An 18,247-nucleotide genomic window follows, 5' to 3' on the forward strand; every position below is an offset into this window, starting at 1 on the left:
AGCACTATGTATCATATGCGTAAAAACAGATGGAAAACTATTACCACCGTAGGCTTCGCTTTGTTCGCAATGTTCTTCGGGGCGGGAAATCTTATATTGCCTCCATTCATAGGGTTAAGAACTGAAGCAGAATGGGGTATGGCACTATTAGGCTTTTTTATCACAGCCATTTTAGCCCCTTTTTTAGGCGTACTGATGGTCGCAAAAACCGGTACTCACTTCACCGATTTAGGCAAGAAAACCCATCCTTGGCTCATTAAAATCCTTACGTTATTAGTTATTCTATGCATAGGACCGTTGGTTGCCATACCACGTACCGCCGCTACCACTTTTGAAGTGGGCATACAACCCTTATTTCCTGCACTTCCTAAGGCGTGGTTTATTGTTCTTTTCTTTGTGATTGTAACCGCCTTATCCATATCAAAATCGAAGATAGTAAGCATTATAGGCAGGTTTCTGACGCCTTTTCTACTGGTAGTTTTGGTGTTGCTTATTGTTTTAGGCATATGCTTCCCCCCTGACCATATTACCACTACGGCATTAACCGCCACCGAGAGTTTCTCTTTGGGCTTCTTAGAAGGCTATCAAACAATGGATTTGCTGGCTTCGGTTATCTTTGCAGGTATTGTTATTGCAGCCGTGATAGATAGTGGTTATACTTCACGTAACGAGCGCACTTCTGTTACTTTCGCAGCTGGAATGCTTTCTACGCTCTGTTTGTTGTTTATTTATGGAGGACTTATCTACTTAGGCGCCACTACCGATTACCCTCTCACCGATAACGTACAACGCACTGAGCTCTTGTTACACATCTCGCATTCTGTTTTAGGGAAATGGGGAACTATCACTGTTGCTTTGGCTATTGGCTTTGCTTGCCTTACAACGGCTATAGCTCTTACATCGGCAGTGGGCTTGTTTTTTGAAGAAGTAACACACCAGCGTATCCCGTATAAAGTAGGCGCCATAGCCTGCTCTCTTCTTTCATTGATACTATCTATCAACACAGTAGATAACATTATCAACTATGCGATTTACATTTTACTATTTATATACCCTATAATCTCCACTCTCATCATAACCGTTTTATTGTTTGACCGTTTTGTAGATAGCAAATTACCTTACATTTTGAGCGTATTGGTCACTGCTATTATCTCTATAGTCGATAGCTGTCAAACGTTAGGTTTACCCTTTGATAGGCTCTACGAAATTAAAGACCTATTACCTTTAAGCCATTATGATTTAGAATGGTTTTTACCTACCTTGCTAACTTTTATTATTACGGCATTTATAAAAGAGTTTATACGAAGGTAATAAAAAAACTGCCTTATGGCAGTTTTTTATTATTCATCATCATCGTCTTCGTCTTCATAACGTTCAATGAAATCATCGCTTACGGCGTTAAATTCTTCGGATAGTTGTAGCATAAAGGCGTTGTTTTTCTTGAGTTGAGCTTGTTCTTCAGGAGTGCCTTTGAGACCTTTTAATCGCATTTGAATAAGGGTTTTGTAGCCGTCTTTCATCAAAGCATCAAAGCCGTCAAAGTATTTGATAGCCGCTTCGAGTAAGGAGGTATCTCCCTTGTAAGCACCGAGTTTGCGAGCTTCGTCTTTAAAAGCTACAAGGTCTTCAATCCATTGCAAGCGCACTTCTTCAGCACGGTTGAAATCCTCATCAAACATAGCGTCGTTCATTGCTTCCATTTCATCTTCACAACCGTTGGTAATGCACACAATCTCATTGTTATACTCTACAGAATTGTCGTACTCGCCTTTGGCGTAGTATATACCTTCATCGGGTTGCCAGCCTCTTTTTTCACCACCGCCCATAGCAGCGTTCATTTGTTCTTGCATTTGCTGTTGCATCTGCTCCATTTGTTTTTGCATATCTTCAGCTGAGGCATTACCTCCCATCATATTCTGAAGATTCTTTAGAAAGTCCATCATAACTGATTTATTTAATGATTAAAAAACTAAGGGGCAAATATAAGATAATACGCATAAACGACCAAGAAATCGTTTAAGATTTATCATTATTTTAACAGTGTATTTAGGAAATATCATTTTTTTTTCAATTGTCAATTGTCAATTGTCAATTTTTTTGTAATTTTGCCGCCGTCTCATAAGGGGTGCTGTAACAGGCTGAGATTATACCCATTGAACTTGAACGGATAATCCCGTACAAGGAATGAAACTAAGCATTTGGCTTGTTTTTGCTTTTGGGTAGCATGAACAGGCTTTTTTTATTTTTTTTGAACCACCAAATAATCACCTCTTTTATTTGTGAAATAATCTATTTCAAAATGAAAAATGTACTTCTGTACACGGCATTAGGCCTCTCTACCGTGGCCTTTGCGCAACAAGCTGAGTCTCCTTTGGACTCAATCACTCCTCAATCAAAGCCCATTCAGCTCGATGAAGTATTGGTATCATCGGTGAGGGCTACTAAAAAAAATCCCGTTACTTTTTCTAACCTTTCTAAGGAGGAAATCAAAAACAAAAACTTTGGTCAGCAGTTGCCTTTGCTGTTAGGTCAGTTGCCTAATGTAGTGAGTTATAGCGAAGACGGCTCTGGTTTTGGCAGTAGCAATATGTTCGTGCGTGGCTCCGACCTTTATCGTACGAATGTAACTATCAATGGTGTACCGCTTAACGACTCCGAGTCGCAAGGGGTCTTTTGGTATAACCTTTCCGATTTTGCTTCTTCTGCAGAGAGTATTCAGCTACAACGCGGGGTAGGGACTTCGTCTAATGGGGCAGGGGCTTTCGGCGCGAGCCTGAACGTCCTCACCGATGCGGTTCAAGAACACGCCTCAGGCGAACTCGCTAATTTCTATGGCAGTTATAACACTCACAAGCACAGCCTCAAGCTCTCTACGGGCAAACTCAACGATCGCTTTGAACTCAGCGGACGTTTTTCAGTCATCAAAAGCGATGGCTACCGCGACCGTGCCTCATCCGACCTTAAGTCGTATTTCTTGCAAGGGGCGTATAGTCACGGAGGTACGCTCATCAAAGGATTGGTATTTGGCGGCCGCCAAAGTGTATACCTCACTTATCTGGGGGTAGATAAAGAAACTTTGGAAAAAGATCGCCGTTACAATCCTGCAGGGGAATACAAAGATGCGGCAGGTAATAAGCAGTTTTACAACAACGAAACCGATAATTACCAGCAAGACCACGCCCAATTGCACTGGATGCAACAATGGAATACCGCTTGGCATACCCAACTTTCTTTCCATTACACCAAAGGTAAAGGCTATTGGGAAAACTATGAGAAGAAAAAATATTCTAAAGTAGGATTGCCCAAACTACTCGATGGAGCGGGCAAAGAACAAAAAGCGTATATCATTCACCAACAAGGCTTAGACAACGATTTCTGGGGCACAACCTTTTCGGCCAACTATCAGAAAAATGGTGTGCAATTGCTCTTCGGCGGTTTGCTCAATCGTTATGAAGGAGCGCATTACAAGGATTTGATTTGGGCTGAAAAAGCTCCTTTTGTTTATAAAAACCGTTATAGCTATGAAGGCTTGAATACCAAAGAAGAAGCTGCGGGCTATGCCAAACTCACTTGGCTATTGGCGGCAAAATGGAGTTTGTTCGCCGATGTGCAATACCGTCACGTAGGCTATAAAGCTGCTAAATATCAGATAGATGAAACGCTCAACAGTTTCAACCCCAAAGCGGGAATCACTTATCTGTTGAACGCTCACAACGATATTTATTTTTCGTATGCACGCGCTACCAAAGAGCCCAACCGTTCTGATTACAAGAGCTATTACGAAGCTTTGCAGGACGACCCTAACGCCAAGAAGCCTATCGCCGAAAAGCTCAACGACTTTGAACTCGGCTGGCGACTTACTACCGAAAAAGTGCGCTTGAACCTCAATGGTTACTATATGGGCTATCAAGACCAATTGGTGCTTTCGGGCAAACTCAACAGCACAGGCTATCCTATCCGTGAGAATGTGGGCAAAAGCTACCGCGCCGGTATAGAAGCTGATGCGATGGTACAACTCTCCGATCGTTGGTTCTGGTCGCCCAATGTAGCTTTTAGCAAAAACGTGAACAAGGATTACAAAAGTCAAGATGCTGACGTGGCCACTCGTACCATTAGTTGGGGCGATACGCGCATTTCGTATTCCCCTAACGTAATCATAGGCAATACCATTACTTTCGTCCCTATCGATGGTTTTCAAGTGAGTTTGATATCCAAATATGTAGGCGAACAGTATGTAGATAACACCCAGCGCGACGAAGCCAAACTCGACGCTTATTTTGTGAACAACCTCAGTTTGCAATACGAGTGGAAGCCTAAGAACACCTTCAAATCGGTGTTGTTCTCAGTAATGGGCAACAATATTTTCAACGCGAAATATGCTCCTTACGGCGACAATAGCTACGGAATGGTGTATATCCCTGCCGCCGAAGCCAATTACTTAGCAGGCGTAACACTCTCTTTTTAGAGGAAAAATAAAAGGTAATAGGTAAACTTGTAATAAGTATGATGTGCGAGTAAAATAGGTGGATATATAGCTAAGGTTGTAAGGTAATAATATATCAAACTGGCGTTAATTAAAGAATGTAAATCAAAAATTGAATTAATTTATTAAGAGCTAAATTGCTATTAGCCCCTACAACGTGATAAAAGATCTGTGACTGCACAATATGTAACGATTCCTACTACTGTAACTCACAATAAGTCAAATATTATTATTAGTGGCACTTGATTTATATTAAAAAATTATCATTATCTTTGCGCCCTCAATTCAAGAACTCAAACCTCTATGGCTAAAGAAATAGACGAAAGTAAGCAAGGACAAAGTCTTGTGCTACAAGCTGATAATAACAATACTAAAAAACTGTATATTGAGAGCTACGGTTGCCAAATGAACTTTTCCGACAGCGAAATTGTGGCTTCTATTCTCTCGAAAGCAGGCTATAATACTACTGATGTTGTAGATGAAGCCGATTTGGTGCTCATCAATACTTGCTCGGTGCGCGAAAAGGCTGAACAGACCATTCGCAAGCGCTTGGAACAGTTCAATGTGTACAAACGCAAGAAACCTGCGATGAAAGTGGGGGTGTTAGGCTGTATGGCCGAAAGGGTAAAACACGCTTTCTTAGAAGAAGAAAAAATCGTGGATATGGTAGTAGGCCCCGATGCCTATAAGGATTTGCCCAATCTGCTTGAAGAAGTAGAAGAGGGTCGTGAGGCTGTAAATGTGATTCTTTCAAAAGACGAAACTTATGCTGATATTGCGCCTATTCGACTCAATAGCAATGGGGTAACCGCCTTTGTATCGATCACGCGCGGTTGCGATAATATGTGTACTTTCTGCATTGTTCCTTTTACGCGCGGACGCGAACGCAGTCGTGACCCTTATTCTATCCTCAACGAAATAGCCGACCTGCAAGAGCGCGGCTTTAAAGAAGTTACTCTCTTAGGGCAAAACGTAGATAGCTACCTTTGGTACGGTGGCGGACTCAAAAAGGATTTCAGTAAGGCAAGTGAGATGCAACAGGCTACTGCCATTAACTTTGCTAAACTACTTGATATGGTAGCAACGGCTTACCCTGAAATGCGCATTCGCTTTTCAACCTCTAATCCGCAGGATATGACCCTTGATGTAATCGACACAATGGCGAAGCACTCTAATATCTGCAAATACATTCACCTGCCCGTACAGAGTGGTAGCAATCGTATTTTGAAGGCAATGAACCGCCTGCACACCCGTGAAGAGTACTTTGCCCTTATTGATAGCATACGCAAGCGCATTCCTGAATGTGCCATTTCACAAGATATGATCGCCGGTTTCCCTACTGAAACTGAAGAAGATCACCGCGATACGCTTTCGCTAATGGAATATGTGAAGTACGATTTTGGGTTTATGTTTGCTTATTCGGAGCGCCCAGGTACGTTAGCCGCACGCAAAATAGAAGACGATGTGCCTGAAGAAGTGAAAAAACGCCGTTTAGCCGAAATCATCGACCTGCAACAAAAGCACAGTTTGTACCGCACCCAAGCCCAAGTAGGCAAAACTGTGGAAGTGCTCATTGAAGGTACTTCTAAAAAATCACCTGATGAATGGATGGGGCGTAACACCCAAAATACTGTAGTGGTATTCCCCAAAGAAAATTACAAAGTAGGTGATTTTGTATTGGTAGAAGTAACGAATTGTACTTCAACGACCCTCATCGGCAAAGCTGTGGGGATTAGTATTGAGAGGAGGTAAAAGACAAGAGATAAAAGTAATAACTTTAGTAAGTTAATTTTCTGTTGCGTTACGACCTAATTCAATAATCTCTAAGTTCTTAATCTCTCCTGCTTCTATCTCAAAACGCAACATTGTACGTACAGTTTGCCAACCATAGAGACCAGCAGCACCAGGATTGAGGTGTAGCAACTGAAACTGCTTGTCGTATTGTACTTTTAGGATATGTGAATGCCCCGAAATGAAGAGTTTTGGGGTATGTGTGAGGATTTCTTGTTTAGCTAAAGGAGTGTATTTATTGGGGTAACCGCCTATGTGTATCATCAGCACTTCTACACCTTCACAGGTAAATCGATTTACTTTAGGGAATTGCTGACGTACTTCTGTGCCATCAATATTACCATAGACCCCGCGCAAGGGTTTCACAGCTTGTAGTGTCTCTATCACTGCCAAGTTTCCGAAGTCGCCACAGTGCCACACTTCATCAGCTTCACTAGCGTAGTGCAATATACGATCGTCTATATAAGAGTGGGTATCGGAGAGAAGGAGGATTTTCATTGTACGTCTAATTTATGATGTTGCTTACCTTGAATTTTATAGCAAGCGCGCTTGGCGGCAATCTCTTCAGCTTTCTTTTTAGAAGTAGACCTTGCACGAGTTACTGAAAAACCCTCTACGTGTACTTTAGCAACAAAAAACTTGGTTTCTGAACGGTCTTCGATATCCTCTTCAGCTTCAAAAGCAAAGTCTAACTTGTGCTTCTGACACCATTCTATAAGTAAACTCTTATGACTGATCACCTTTCCTTCTAAGTTCTTGATATTGATATAAGGCAATATAAGCTCACGTTCAATGAACTTAAAGCAAGCTTTATAGCCTCTGTCTAAATAAATTGCTCCTATGAGTGCCTCGAAGAGATTACCAGTGATATTATTACCTAACTGTCGCGGAGTAAGCTTGGTGCGCAGGAAGTCTAACAATCTCATTTCTTTCCCCAGCTGGTTAAGATTGCGCCGTTCTACGATTTTGGAGCGCATTTTGGTGAGGTAACCTTCGTCTTGTTCAGGGGCATTAGTGAAGATATAGTCGGCAATGACAGCACCGAGGATAGCATCACCGAGAAACTCCAAGCGTTCATAGCTCTTACGTGTTGCTTTTTGAAATTGGTAAGAGGGGTGTGTAAAAGCCTCACTGTAATAGGATAAGTTCTTAGGAGAAAACCCTAAGAGTTCTTTTATTTTAGTATAAAAAATCCCGTCTTTCTTCTTAGGAATAAGACGGGGAAAAGTTAATATTTTCTTTAAGCCGAACACTTATAGTTTATATCTTTTTGAATAACAAGCACGCGTTGTGTCCACCAAAGCCAAAGGTATTGCTCATCGCTACTTTTACGTCGCGGTGTTGCGCTTTGTTGAAGGTAAAGTTAAGGCGTTGGTCTATTTTCTCATCAGGGTGTTCAAAGTTAATAGTAGGTGGAACAATGCTGTGTTTAATAGCAAGGATAGAGGCTACTGCTTCTATGGCACCCGCAGCACCTAACAAGTGTCCCGTCATCGATTTAGTAGAGTTGATATTGATATCATAAGCGTGCTCACCAAATACTTCGAGCACTGCTTTTGATTCAGCTACATCTCCTAAAGGGGTAGAGGTACCGTGCATATTGATAGCATCTACTTCGTTTACTGATACTCCTGCGTCTTTCAAGCAATTAATCATTACGCTTTTAGCTCCCAATCCTTCTGGGTGAGGAGCAGTCATATGGTAAGCATCAGCCGAGAGACCACCGCCTGCTAATTCGCAGTAAATGGTCGCTCCACGAGCTACTGCGTGGTTGTATTCTTCAAGTACAATAGCACCAGCTCCTTCGCCTAATACAAAACCGTCGCGATTGGCATCGAACGGACGAGAGGCTTTAGTAGGGTCTTCATTGAAAGTAGAAAGAGCGTGCAAGGCGTTGAAACCACCGATACCTGCAATGGTAACCGCTGCTTCCGAGCCACCTGATACCATCATATCGGCATAACCTAAGCGAATGTAGTTAAGTGCATCAATCATAGCATTAGCTGCTGACGCACAAGCGGACACTGTAGTAAAGTTAGGTCCTCTGAAACCATAGCGTATAGAGATGACTCCTGCTGCTATGTCGGCTATCATTTTAGGGATAAAAAAAGGATTAAAACGCGGGGTACCATCACCTTGATTGAAAGTTGTTACCTCGTTTTGGAAAGTTTCTAACCCTCCTATGCCTGAGCCCCAAATAACCCCCACACGGTCTTTATCAAGCGTGTCGATATCAAGGTGGGCATCTTTGATAGCTTCGTCAGATGCTACCATAGCATATTGAGCGAATTTATCAAGTTTACGGGCTTCTTTCTTATCCATAAAATCCTCGACGTTAAAGTTTTTTACTTCACAAGCAAACTTAGTCTTGAATTTTGAAGCATCAAAATGGGTAATAGGCGCAGCACCGCTTTTGCCGGCTACGAGTCCTTCCCAAAACTCTTGGGCAGTATTCCCGATAGGGGTAAGCGCCCCTATACCTGTAACTACAACACGTCTTTTATCCATATTAGTTTTAACTTTTTAGCATTTAGGTTTAGAACAAAAAGCATTAGGCAGTAAGCTACCAAGTGTATACGTTGATAGCCTACTGCCTATGAGCCAATTATTGTTTAGCGTCTTCAATATATTTGATTGCTTGACCTACAGTTGCGATATTCTCAGCTTGGTCATCTGGAATTTGAATATCAAATTCTTTTTCGAATTCCATAATCAATTCAACAGTGTCTAATGAATCAGCTCCTAAGTCGTTGGTGAAGCTCGCTTCTGCGGTTACTTCATTTTCATCTACGCCTAATTTATCAACGATAATGGCTTTAACTCTTGATGCAATGTCTGACATAATTTTCTTTTTTTATAATTTGATAATAATTACTGCCGGCAAAAGTAAAACATTTTTTTTGAACCGCAATCTTTTTCATACAAATATTGTGCTTTTTTTTACTATGTAAAACATAAACACGCTCATTATTAATACTTTAGTATTATTTTTTAGTCGTTAGTGGTTAGTCTTCTAACTCCTAATTTTTAACTTTTCACTATCACGCTTATTCCATTTCCGCCAAATCCTACCGCATTAATCAATATATGTTCGAGTTTATTAGGTATAGATTGGGGCTCACTCAGGTAAGGCACTCCTTCAAAGCGTTTGTTTTGCAACATTCGTATTGCCATCGCGAGATTCAGTGCTCCACTCGCCCCATAGGTGTGTCCGTGTTGCCATTTGTTGTTAGTAAGCAGAGGAATTTCGTCGCCAAAAACAGCTCTAATAGCGTTCAGTTCGGCTTGGTCGCCTTTGATAGTACCCGTGCAGTGGGTAACAATAGCATCTATTTTAGGGTTCCCCGCACTTGCTAAAGCCCTGTGCATTGATTGCTGCAAGCAATCACCGTTTTTAGAAAGCGATACGCTATGGGTAAGTTTTTCAGTAGCAAAGCCTAACCCTATAATATAGGCTAAGGCGTTAGAGCGTTCTCCTTTTTCTAAACAGAAAGTGCCTGCGCCCTCCCCTAGTACCATCGTACTTTGCTTTTTGGTCATATCCATCGCCCTACAAGGGTAAGGTAACGGCAGACTGCTATATATCTTCAGAGCTTTTACTTGAGCAATGGTAAAAGGCGTAAGTGGTGCTTCACTACCGCCTACTAAAAAACGGTTTTCCATTCCGCTTTCCAGCCACGCAATGGCATTTGCGATACCGTGTAAGGCAGTAGAGCAGGTGATGGAATGTGAGAGTTCAAAACCTTGATTACTCAAATCTTGAGCTACCCACGTACTGATATTGCCTAAAGTAGTAGTAGGCGAAGCTAAGGTTTGGCAACTGCCTTCTTTTAGAAAATGACTAAAATGCTCTTCAAACAACATTGTTGCTCCTCGTGACGACCCTATATTGATACCAAAACGTTCTCCACTCCACCCTGCTTGTGCAACAGCTTGTCGTGCGGTATGTAAGGCATAAAGCACAGTAGGGTCTAAAGGCTCATAAGCAGGATTAGAAGCTCTGAGTTGTTCTATAAGTTTTTGGTCACCCTCAGAAAGCTGCCCTTCTGGAATATTATTGTGAAGAGAGAGAGTCTCGGCAGCGAGGGTACTCGCCCCTGTAATAGCTATTTTCATCTTGCCAATTGTTAATTATTAATTGCTAATTGTCAATTGTGTTTTATATATTCTTTAATATGCCTTTTTGCTTGCCACCCCAAAGCTTCTGTTTTTTCTGTTAGCACAGGCGAAGTCATACGGTTGCCCTTGCGTTCTGGTAGCATTTGTATTTCGCCCCCAAAGAGCTGAGCGATTTCTAAAACTGTATAAGTCTCCGGACTGCCGATACCATAACCGTCGCCTTTACCTTTTTCACCTACCAAGAGTAAGCCTGCTACTATATCATCTATATGCGTAAAATTGCGTTGTTGAGTACCTGGGGCTACTACTGTCAGGGGCTCACCTTTCCTCATCTTCTCTTTAAAAAGTGCTATAAGCGTCGCATATTTCCCCGTACTGATTTCGCGTTTGCCATATACATTGTAGAAATACACAATAGCATAGTTGAGCCCGTACCACATACCGTAGTTCTTGATAAGCTCAGTATTCGACGATTTGCTCCAAGCATACGGACTTTGGTCTTTCCCCAGACCGCCGTCACCAAACTTGGTGCTACTGCCCGCATACACAAGTTTAGCCCCGTGTTTTCTGCAGAACTCCAATACTTTCAGTGTACCTATTTTGTTAAACAACAATACCTTGTCGATATCCTCAAAGCTCTGTTCCACTCGTGAATATTCGCCTAAGTGATAAATAATGTCAGGTGAAAAATTGATAAGTTCGAAGATATGTTCAGTACTTCCTTCGATATACTGCACCCCTTCTACGTGATTTTCACGCTTACCGGTAAAATAATTGTCTAACGAATAGACCTCGTTGTTAGAGTCTTTGGAAAGGGCTTCACAAAGATTAGAACCTACAAAGCCTGCCCCTCCTGTTACTAATATTTTCTTCATATTTTAAACAATGTTTGTGCGTTTTGTGTAGTTTTTTCGGCTACAGTCTTGAGCGGTATCCTTTTGAAATAAGCAATGGTTTGGGCGACGTAGGGCAAAAAGGCTGGCTCATTGCGACGCTTTTGGTGATAGAGCAAATTGCGTGTAGGCACGTTCTTGGGCATCATAAAAGGAGCATCGGTTTCGATGAGCAGGCGGTCTAAAGGCGCGTAACGCACTACTTCTTCTAAGTGTGAAAAGCGTTTGCTATCGCTCACAGCACCTGTAAAACCTATGTAGTACCCCTTGTCTAAATACGTTTTCGCTTCCTCGAGACTCCCCGTAAAGCAGTGCACTACCCCCTCAGGCAATTGTTTGTGCTCGGCAAGGATAGCAGTAAAGCGTTCAAAGGCAGCACGCTCGTGAAGAAATAGGGGTTTGCGCACTTCTTCGGCTAACGCCAATTGTGCGTGAAAACAAGCCTCTTGTAGCGGACGAGGTGAGAAATCGCGGTCGAAATCCAAACCGCATTCGCCTACAGCTACTACGCGTTTTTGCTGGAGCAAGGAGTGCAAGGTTTTGATACTCTCGGCGTTCATCGTTTTGGCATCGTGCGGGTGAATGCCTGCGGTGGCAAAGAGTGTTTCGGGGTATTCAGTAGCCAATGTTGCTGCCTCCTTACTGCTGCGTACACTGGTGCCCGTAAGGAGGATTTGTTCTACGCCTGCTGTAATGGCGCGGTCAATTATTTCGTCGTATTCACCAGCGAATTGTTTGTTAGTGAGATTTATCCCTATATCTATCATTATTGTCTGAACTTTTTTATTTCGGCTTCGGTATAGTCAAAAAAACGAGCAACCTCTTTACCTTTTGCATCAGTATAATTTTCTTGTATTACATAGGTTATAGCTCCTGTGGTGAGGTCTTTTACAGCGAAGACCCAAGCTGCCCTATCTTCTAACTGATTGTAAACAATTATCTTGAAGTTTTTCAACTGAAGTATATCGGTAGTGTATTTCTCTATTTGTGCAGGTAATGGTTCTATGTCCTTAACCGCTACTTTCATTTTTTGTTTTTCATTATACACTACATTATCCTTTATACCGGTTACTAACAGATAATTTTTAGCCTTTTCTTTATCTTCTTTTTCATTTTTCAAAGCACTTTTTACCAAGAAGATTTTTTTATTTGAGACTTTATATATGTAATAGTCGGCTGTATCATTGTGTAACTTTTCGTTTTTGTTTTTACAATCGCCACTTTGTTTAAAAGTTAGGGCATTCAAGCACACGTATGAAGGACTTATAAGCTCAAATGTCCCAAAAACAGAGCGAAAACAATCGTTGCCACAAGGGGCAAAGTAATACGAACTATACTGATTTTTATTATTCTTTTCAAATACAGTGGCATAACCAGCTCTTTCATTTTCTTTTTGTGTAAGTACCAATAGGTCTCGGTATTCCTCTTTCAGATTACACAACAAAGAGGTACTTATCCATTCACCTTCTAAGGGATTTTGTGCGTACATTGAAGGTACACATAATAACAAGAATATTATAATACGTTTCATAGCCGTTTATTTTACATTATAGATGTTAGGTTTTAGGTATTAGGTTTTAGGTATAAAATGAGACATCCAATAGCGTAACACACCAGATCTGCCCAAGAAAAATGATTACCTAACAAGATATACCCCAAGCTCCCTCTCGTAAACCCCAAATAAGTAGCCACACCCAAGTACTGCATCACTTCTACGGCTACTGCAAAAATAATGATACCCCAAATAAGCCGAGTTTTATCTTTCACTTTTACAAACGATAGCACTAAGTAGTACAGCAATATCACTACCAATACATCGCCTATATAGCCCCGTATAAAGCCAATACCGCTAAACACTGTCGCAATCAGTAATTCTGCTCCCAACAGCGCTAGCGCCCAAATAAAGTATTTTTTATTAAACGTTAGTTTCATATCATCACACATACCCAGCTATCGCTGGTTTTACCTTTTACTTTTTACTTCTTACCAAAAAAGCACTTCTCCATTCAAGTTCGTCGTCAAAGCTTCGGTCATAAAGTCTAAGAACGGACGCATAGCCAAGAGCCCCTTTACTACTTTCTTGTCAAAATCACCCTTTGTAGCTTCTTCTCGCGTATAATCGTGCTTTAATAAAAACTGTTTTTTGCGCAAATAAGCAATCATCGGGTCGTCTTTTTCAAAACCTTTGGGAGCAGTCTTCACCTCGTCGCCCCATAGCTTTCCGCCAAACTGTTCTACAATCCCCTTATCATTCATCACCGCAGTAAACTCCTCAGCATTGAGCGAAATCTCCTGGCGTATGCGCAACAAATCTTCCTTATTGGGGTCAAAAAAACCACCGCCTATAAACGTCTCCTGCGGACTGATATGCACGTAATACCCCCCGCGATAATGCGGTTGTTTGCGTTGTATATAGCACCCGAAGTGCGTTTTGTAAGGTGTTTTATCCTTCGAGAAGCGCAAATCACGATAGATACGGTATATTTTTAGTGGAGCAAGAGTATCGTGCTCAGCAAGCCCCGCATAAATATAATTGAAAATCAGCGTAGCTTCCAATTTAGCACCTTCATAAGCCTCTTTATGAGCATCGAACCACTCTTTATTGTTGTTTTTAGCAAGTTCTGTAAGAAAAGAAAAAATCATAATAATAATTACATATCACAAATAACCAATAACGGTATCTTTGTTGTTAGAAGTGCAAAGATAGTAAATAATTATAAATAGAAGATAATTGAACAACGATTTTTTAGTTTAGAGACTTTTACTAAATTTAAGAAATTCTATAGTTTTCCTCTTAAAATTTTAGTCTTATAAAAGTTTGAATTTCAATAATATATATACCCTTTGTATAACAATCGTCCAAGATTCGTATAAGGTTCGTATAAGCTTTGTATAAGCTAAGCATACTCATCCCTATATATAAAAACTCTTAAAATTTTTAGATTTTCACACTTACCCCCACTTTAAATAAAAGAGAATTCCCAAAAGCCACTTGCCCATTCAGTCCTACGTTTTTAAAGATAAAGTAGCGGAAACCTAAATGTGCATTCCACAGTACAAAATTATTAGGGTGTTCTTTCCTAAATTTCTCAGGGATAGGAGTAGAAGAAGTTTCACAACCTCCTGAACTATTTGCATCAGGAGTATCGCTTTGCCAAAAACAATAGCCCACTGAAAGCCCTGTATACCAATCAGTAGTCATACGGTGGTCAAAGTGAAAATCAGCACTGAGCTCAGGCACATAAGCAGTTTCGTATTTACTATTAAGGTCAAAACTTTGGTTAGAAAAGTTAGCCCCCACCGAAAAACGAGGCGTAGCCCCATAGTGTACTCCTCCGCCTATAATTCCCCCTATAAACGAAGCCCCTGTTTGCACATCAATAAATACATCGCCTTTAGTATAGGCTTCTTGAGCGCTTATTTGCAATGCAAAAAGCAATAGAATAAAGAGTAAGAAGTTTTTCATATTAATTATTTTATACCCTTTTGCAGGGAACTCCCTGCAAAAGGGTTAAGGTTATTTTGCTAAGATAAAATCGTTGTTTTTCATCCCGTTGATATACATTTCTTGAAAGTAAGCATATCCACATTTACCTATATATCCTAAAAACTCTATTTTATAAATCTTAGCCTTATTTTTAAGATAAAGTGTTTCTGTTTTTCCTGTATATAGAAATATTGCACTCTCAGTTACTACTTCAGCATAATCTTTATTTTTAGAATTATCAGTAAGTAGCAAAGTGCGGTATTTCTTTTCAGTATTATTTACTATTTGGTAGAAATACACATTTTCTTTATCAGCCTCTCCTTTGTCGCTTAAGAAATCTTGAAATTCAGGAGCTGATTTAGCTATAAATAATTGAAAATTAGGAGGTGGAAGCATACATTCGTCTTGTATCTCTGAAGACTTCCCACAAGACAATAAACAAATAAATAATGATAAAAATAATATCCTTTTCATAATACTTATTTTATTACCCTTTGGCAAAGAACTCCCTGCCAAAGGGTTAAGGTTATTTTGCTAAATAAGGCACTTCTATTTTAGTACCATCTACACGAATTTCATTCGTAACAACATACTTTCCACATTCTGTATCCTTCATATAACCATTTACTTCTATTTTATAAGTTTTAGTAGCATTCTGCAAATAAAGTGTTTCTATTTTGCCCGTGTAAACATCGTTACTAAAAGGAAGAGTAACTGAAATGTATAAATAAGTCTTTTCTGCTTTGGTGGTTTCATAACTATTATATTCATACGCCTTTTTCTCTCCTTCAAGTAATTTATATAAGCTAATATTTGCTTTATCAATTTTTCCTTCTTCATTTATAAATTCCTTGTAAAGTTTAGAAGTTTTGTTGATAGCAAAGGTTAATTCAGGAAGAGGGAGAGAACACGCTCTTTCTTCATCTTTCTCTCGACAAGAAATGATACTAACAAATAACAATAATATTGTAAGGTATAATATTCGTTTCATAATACTTATTTTATTACCCTTTGGCAGAAGGCTCCCTGCAAAAGAGCTAAAGTTATTTTGCTAAATAAGGCACTTCTATTTTAGTACCATCTACACGAATTTCATTCGTAATAGCCACAGTCCCACATTCTGTATCCTTCATATAGCCGTTTACCTCTATTTTATAAGTTCTAGTGGCATTTTGAAGGTAGAGAGTTTCTGTTTTTCCGGTGTAAACATCATTCTCAAACGGAAGTCCAATAATTATCTGTAAATAATCATTGTTTTTCTCGGGTTTAAAAGAACCAAACAATATACTATCATATTGTTTCTTTTCTCTGCTAACTTGCTTGTAGAAAGAGATATTTGCTTTGTCAATTTCTCCTGCTTGGTTAGTAAATTCTTTATAAAGTTCAGAACTTTTATTTATAAGTAAGATAAAATCAGGAGGAGGTACTTGACACGGCTTTATTTCTTTTGGGTCTTTTTTTACCTCTTTCACCTCTTGTGAGTCTTTACTGCAATTAACAAAGACTAATAAAAGGATTAAAAATAATAATATTCGTTTCATAATAAAAAAATCTTATTTTATATTAACAATTATTTTCTTATAAAATTGGTAATCTCTTCTCCCAGATTTATACATATTAGAAGAGTCTTTTTCCCCTTTGGTATCAAAAATACCTATATGATACCACCCAGAGGCACTATTTGAACCATCTGCACGTCCTCCCCATCCTAGATTATTATGTACTAATTCAATTGTTTGTTCTCCCATACGCACAAAATCATCTGGACTATCACAAGTAGTAACCAAAGTTACGGTTCTTCTTTTTAATAAATAACCATCAAGTACCCAAGCGTGACAAGTTACATTATCACATCCCTGTATATACAAAGGTCTATTATTTTTTATTTCTGAAATAACTTGATTATTATTGTAGTCCGTAAAATAAGCACTTCTATACTCTAAATTATGTAATGCTTCTAAAGCCCTACCTGAGCTACTTCCTCTATCACAAGTATATTCCATAGCTAATAGATCTTTATCTCCTAGATGGGCTAATAGATATTGAATATCTTCTTTAGCTGTATCGTCTACAGAAAAACTATAAATATTAGAAAATAAATCTCCTGTGTCTATATTGGTCATATTTTCCCAATGCATTTTTCGTCCCACGATAGTATTAGGTCTCTTATGATAAGCTAATATCTGTCCTATAGCTACTGCTACACAGCCTACTGGAGCTTCATCATCACCACATTGTATAGAGACTTTATTATTATATTTTCTACTTTGACTCCAAAGAGTTTTTAATAAAGGACGCTTAAATTCGTTTAATTCCCATTTCCCATAAATATAAATATCATTTTTGTAATGGTCAGGTTCTATACAAAAGAAGTTTTTAAATTTTCTTCCTTTCCCTTCATCTGGTTCAAACTTACTCTTCACCCGTTTACCCTCTTTATCAAAGAGTCCTTGTGCTATCAGCTCTGCTTGCCGTTCTTTAGAAAGCTGTTTAAAAATGGCTTCTTCAGCTTCGGTAGCCAATTTTTCTTTATTAGCTTCAAAAGCGGCACGCTGTTCCTCTATATATGCCTGCATATAGCTAAAGAGTACCGCTTGACCTGGGTTGCTAATAGTATCACCGAGATGACCGTAAGAGTTATAAGCTAATACGCCAGGAACACGCTTATCAGCTGAGGTAATTACATAGCCTTGGTTGTTAGCAAAGTTTACAATGTAGACATCGGCTTGTTCGGGTTTTGCGTTGCCTTTGGTGGGTACGTAAGGCTTACGAGTGTCGCCTTTTACTACCTCAATCGAGCCAATTTTTAAGGGAGCCTTGGTAACAATACCCTCTACTTCACGCATTTGCATTGCGGTAGCGAGAGCGGTTTCTTGGGCTTCTTCTGCCGAAATATGGGTTTGCCCTGTGAGAGCTACCCAACCTAAAAGTCCGTTGTCGGAAGCCTTCGTTTCAGTACTGGGTAATACTGAAATATCAGTGTCGGTTGCGAACGGGGCGTCTGCCTCTTCGCGTTGGCAGGAAAAGAAGAGTCCTGCTACAATAAAAATAGGTAAAAACTTTTTCATATAAGGTTTGTTTTTTTGAATTACGCAACAAAGGTAGGGAAAAATTAGCAAATTAGCAAATTTGAGAATTAGAAAATTATAAGCTATTTATACGAGAAATGAAACCTTGTAGCTCTATACCACGACAATTGTTTGTAATAGTTATTCAGCGTTTCATTCTTGCCGAACAAATAAACACTCAGTCCGTTGCAATGTGTCAGCGCAATATTAGCAAATCTCGGTGTGTGTCTTTCAACCTTACAGAGTTGTAGCCAAATAGGTTCGATAGCCACACTGGCTTTGCTCTCCAAAAGCACTTGTTTTAAGTCAAATAAATACTTTTCGTTATTCCTACTGTATTGTTGCAAGTGGGTTAAGGATAACTCAGAAGTGTTGAGATGTTTGCAGAAAGAAGCTAATGCCTCCA

19 protein-coding genes and 1 pseudogene are annotated in these 18,247 nt (G+C 39.8%); 3 read left to right on the forward strand and 17 right to left on the reverse strand.

The features are described from left to right. Window positions 1-6 precede the first annotated feature (6 nt). Window positions 7-1,311, forward strand: a complete 1,305-nt coding sequence (gene brnQ / locus RCZ04_RS03405; protein ID WP_460484551.1) for a branched-chain amino acid transport system II carrier protein — start codon at window positions 7-9, stop codon at window positions 1,309-1,311. 29 nt (window positions 1,312-1,340) lie between these two features. Here brnQ and RCZ04_RS03410 read toward each other — a convergent pair whose 3' ends face one another. Continuing rightward, window positions 1,341-1,943 (reverse strand): LIC11966 family surface protein, encoded by a 603-nt coding sequence (locus RCZ04_RS03410; RefSeq protein ID WP_460484552.1) that lies wholly within the window; start codon window positions 1,941-1,943, stop codon window positions 1,341-1,343. Between the two features lie 356 nt (window positions 1,944-2,299). Here RCZ04_RS03410 and RCZ04_RS03415 point away from each other — a divergent pair, with 356 nt between their 5' ends. Further along, complete coding sequence (locus RCZ04_RS03415; RefSeq protein ID WP_460484553.1) at window positions 2,300-4,465, forward strand: TonB-dependent receptor; 2,166 nt, start codon at window positions 2,300-2,302, stop codon at window positions 4,463-4,465. A gap of 321 nt (window positions 4,466-4,786) precedes the next feature. Then, window positions 4,787-6,235 (forward strand): MiaB/RimO family radical SAM methylthiotransferase, encoded by a 1,449-nt coding sequence (miaB, locus tag RCZ04_RS03420; protein WP_460484554.1) that lies wholly within the window; start codon window positions 4,787-4,789, stop codon window positions 6,233-6,235. Window positions 6,236-6,268: 33 nt separating this feature from the next. On the opposite strand, the gene RCZ04_RS03425 is transcribed toward miaB, so the two are convergent. From RCZ04_RS03425 to RCZ04_RS03500, 16 genes and pseudogenes are all read right to left on the reverse strand, one after another. After that, entirely contained in the window at window positions 6,269-6,772 is a 504-nt protein-coding gene (locus RCZ04_RS03425) for a metallophosphoesterase family protein (protein ID WP_460484555.1), read from the reverse strand. Beyond that, complete coding sequence (gene rnc / locus RCZ04_RS03430; protein WP_460484556.1) at window positions 6,769-7,527, reverse strand: ribonuclease III family protein; 759 nt, start codon at window positions 7,525-7,527, stop codon at window positions 6,769-6,771. The genes RCZ04_RS03425 and rnc overlap by 4 nt, the downstream gene beginning before the upstream one ends. 7 nt (window positions 7,528-7,534) lie before the next feature. Next, window positions 7,535-8,782 carry a beta-ketoacyl-[acyl-carrier-protein] synthase II gene (fabF, locus tag RCZ04_RS03435; RefSeq protein WP_460484557.1) on the reverse strand — a complete coding sequence of 416 codons (1,248 nt, stop codon included), beginning with the start codon at window positions 8,780-8,782 and terminating at the stop codon, window positions 7,535-7,537. 97 nt (window positions 8,783-8,879) lie between these two features. Then, window positions 8,880-9,116: an acyl carrier protein gene (locus tag RCZ04_RS03440; RefSeq protein ID WP_002675303.1), complete on the reverse strand. Its 237-nt coding sequence runs from the start codon at window positions 9,114-9,116 to the stop codon at window positions 8,880-8,882. Between the two features lie 185 nt (window positions 9,117-9,301). Beyond that, window positions 9,302-10,390 carry a beta-ketoacyl synthase N-terminal-like domain-containing protein gene (locus RCZ04_RS03445; RefSeq protein ID WP_460484558.1) on the reverse strand — a complete coding sequence of 363 codons (1,089 nt, stop codon included), beginning with the start codon at window positions 10,388-10,390 and terminating at the stop codon, window positions 9,302-9,304. A 32-nt stretch (window positions 10,391-10,422) separates the two neighbouring features. Continuing rightward, the gene (locus tag RCZ04_RS03450; protein ID WP_460484559.1) at window positions 10,423-11,268 is read right to left on the reverse strand and encodes a Rossmann-fold NAD(P)-binding domain-containing protein; all 846 of its coding nucleotides are present in this window, start codon (window positions 11,266-11,268) and stop codon (window positions 10,423-10,425) included. Further along, window positions 11,265-12,053, reverse strand: a complete 789-nt coding sequence (locus tag RCZ04_RS03455) for a TatD family hydrolase (protein WP_460484560.1) — start codon at window positions 12,051-12,053, stop codon at window positions 11,265-11,267. Before RCZ04_RS03455 ends, RCZ04_RS03450 begins: the two co-directional genes overlap by 4 nt. Continuing rightward, on the reverse strand, window positions 12,053-12,817 hold the full coding sequence (locus tag RCZ04_RS03460) for a hypothetical protein (protein WP_460484561.1): 765 nt from the start codon (window positions 12,815-12,817) through the stop codon (window positions 12,053-12,055). Before RCZ04_RS03460 ends, RCZ04_RS03455 begins: the two co-directional genes overlap by 1 nt. Window positions 12,818-12,849: 32 nt before the next feature. Then, complete coding sequence (locus RCZ04_RS03465; protein ID WP_460484562.1) at window positions 12,850-13,218, reverse strand: ribosomal maturation YjgA family protein; 369 nt, start codon at window positions 13,216-13,218, stop codon at window positions 12,850-12,852. A 51-nt stretch (window positions 13,219-13,269) separates the two neighbouring features. Then, the gene (locus RCZ04_RS03470; RefSeq protein ID WP_460484563.1) at window positions 13,270-13,929 is read right to left on the reverse strand and encodes a DUF2461 domain-containing protein; all 660 of its coding nucleotides are present in this window, start codon (window positions 13,927-13,929) and stop codon (window positions 13,270-13,272) included. 295 nt (window positions 13,930-14,224) lie between these two features. Further along, a complete protein-coding gene (locus tag RCZ04_RS03475; protein ID WP_460484564.1) occupies window positions 14,225-14,752 on the reverse strand; it encodes a hypothetical protein in 528 nt (175 codons plus the stop codon). Window positions 14,753-14,803: 51 nt separating this feature from the next. Next, a complete protein-coding gene (locus RCZ04_RS03480) occupies window positions 14,804-15,169 on the reverse strand; it encodes a hypothetical protein (RefSeq protein WP_460484565.1) in 366 nt (121 codons plus the stop codon). A gap of 130 nt (window positions 15,170-15,299) precedes the next feature. After that, window positions 15,300-15,764, reverse strand: coding sequence for a hypothetical protein (locus RCZ04_RS03485; protein WP_460484566.1), 465 nt, complete (start codon window positions 15,762-15,764; stop codon window positions 15,300-15,302). A 52-nt stretch (window positions 15,765-15,816) separates the two neighbouring features. Beyond that, window positions 15,817-16,314 carry a hypothetical protein gene (locus tag RCZ04_RS03490; protein ID WP_460484567.1) on the reverse strand — a complete coding sequence of 166 codons (498 nt, stop codon included), beginning with the start codon at window positions 16,312-16,314 and terminating at the stop codon, window positions 15,817-15,819. A gap of 12 nt (window positions 16,315-16,326) precedes the next feature. After that, on the reverse strand, window positions 16,327-17,841 hold the full coding sequence (locus RCZ04_RS03495; RefSeq protein ID WP_460484568.1) for a C10 family peptidase: 1,515 nt from the start codon (window positions 17,839-17,841) through the stop codon (window positions 16,327-16,329). An 83-nt stretch (window positions 17,842-17,924) separates the two neighbouring features. Beyond that, window positions 17,925-18,247, reverse strand: a pseudogene (locus RCZ04_RS03500) (clostripain-related cysteine peptidase); the annotation flags it as partial.

The sequence above is a fragment of the Capnocytophaga sp. HP1101 genome (genome assembly GCF_054772415.1).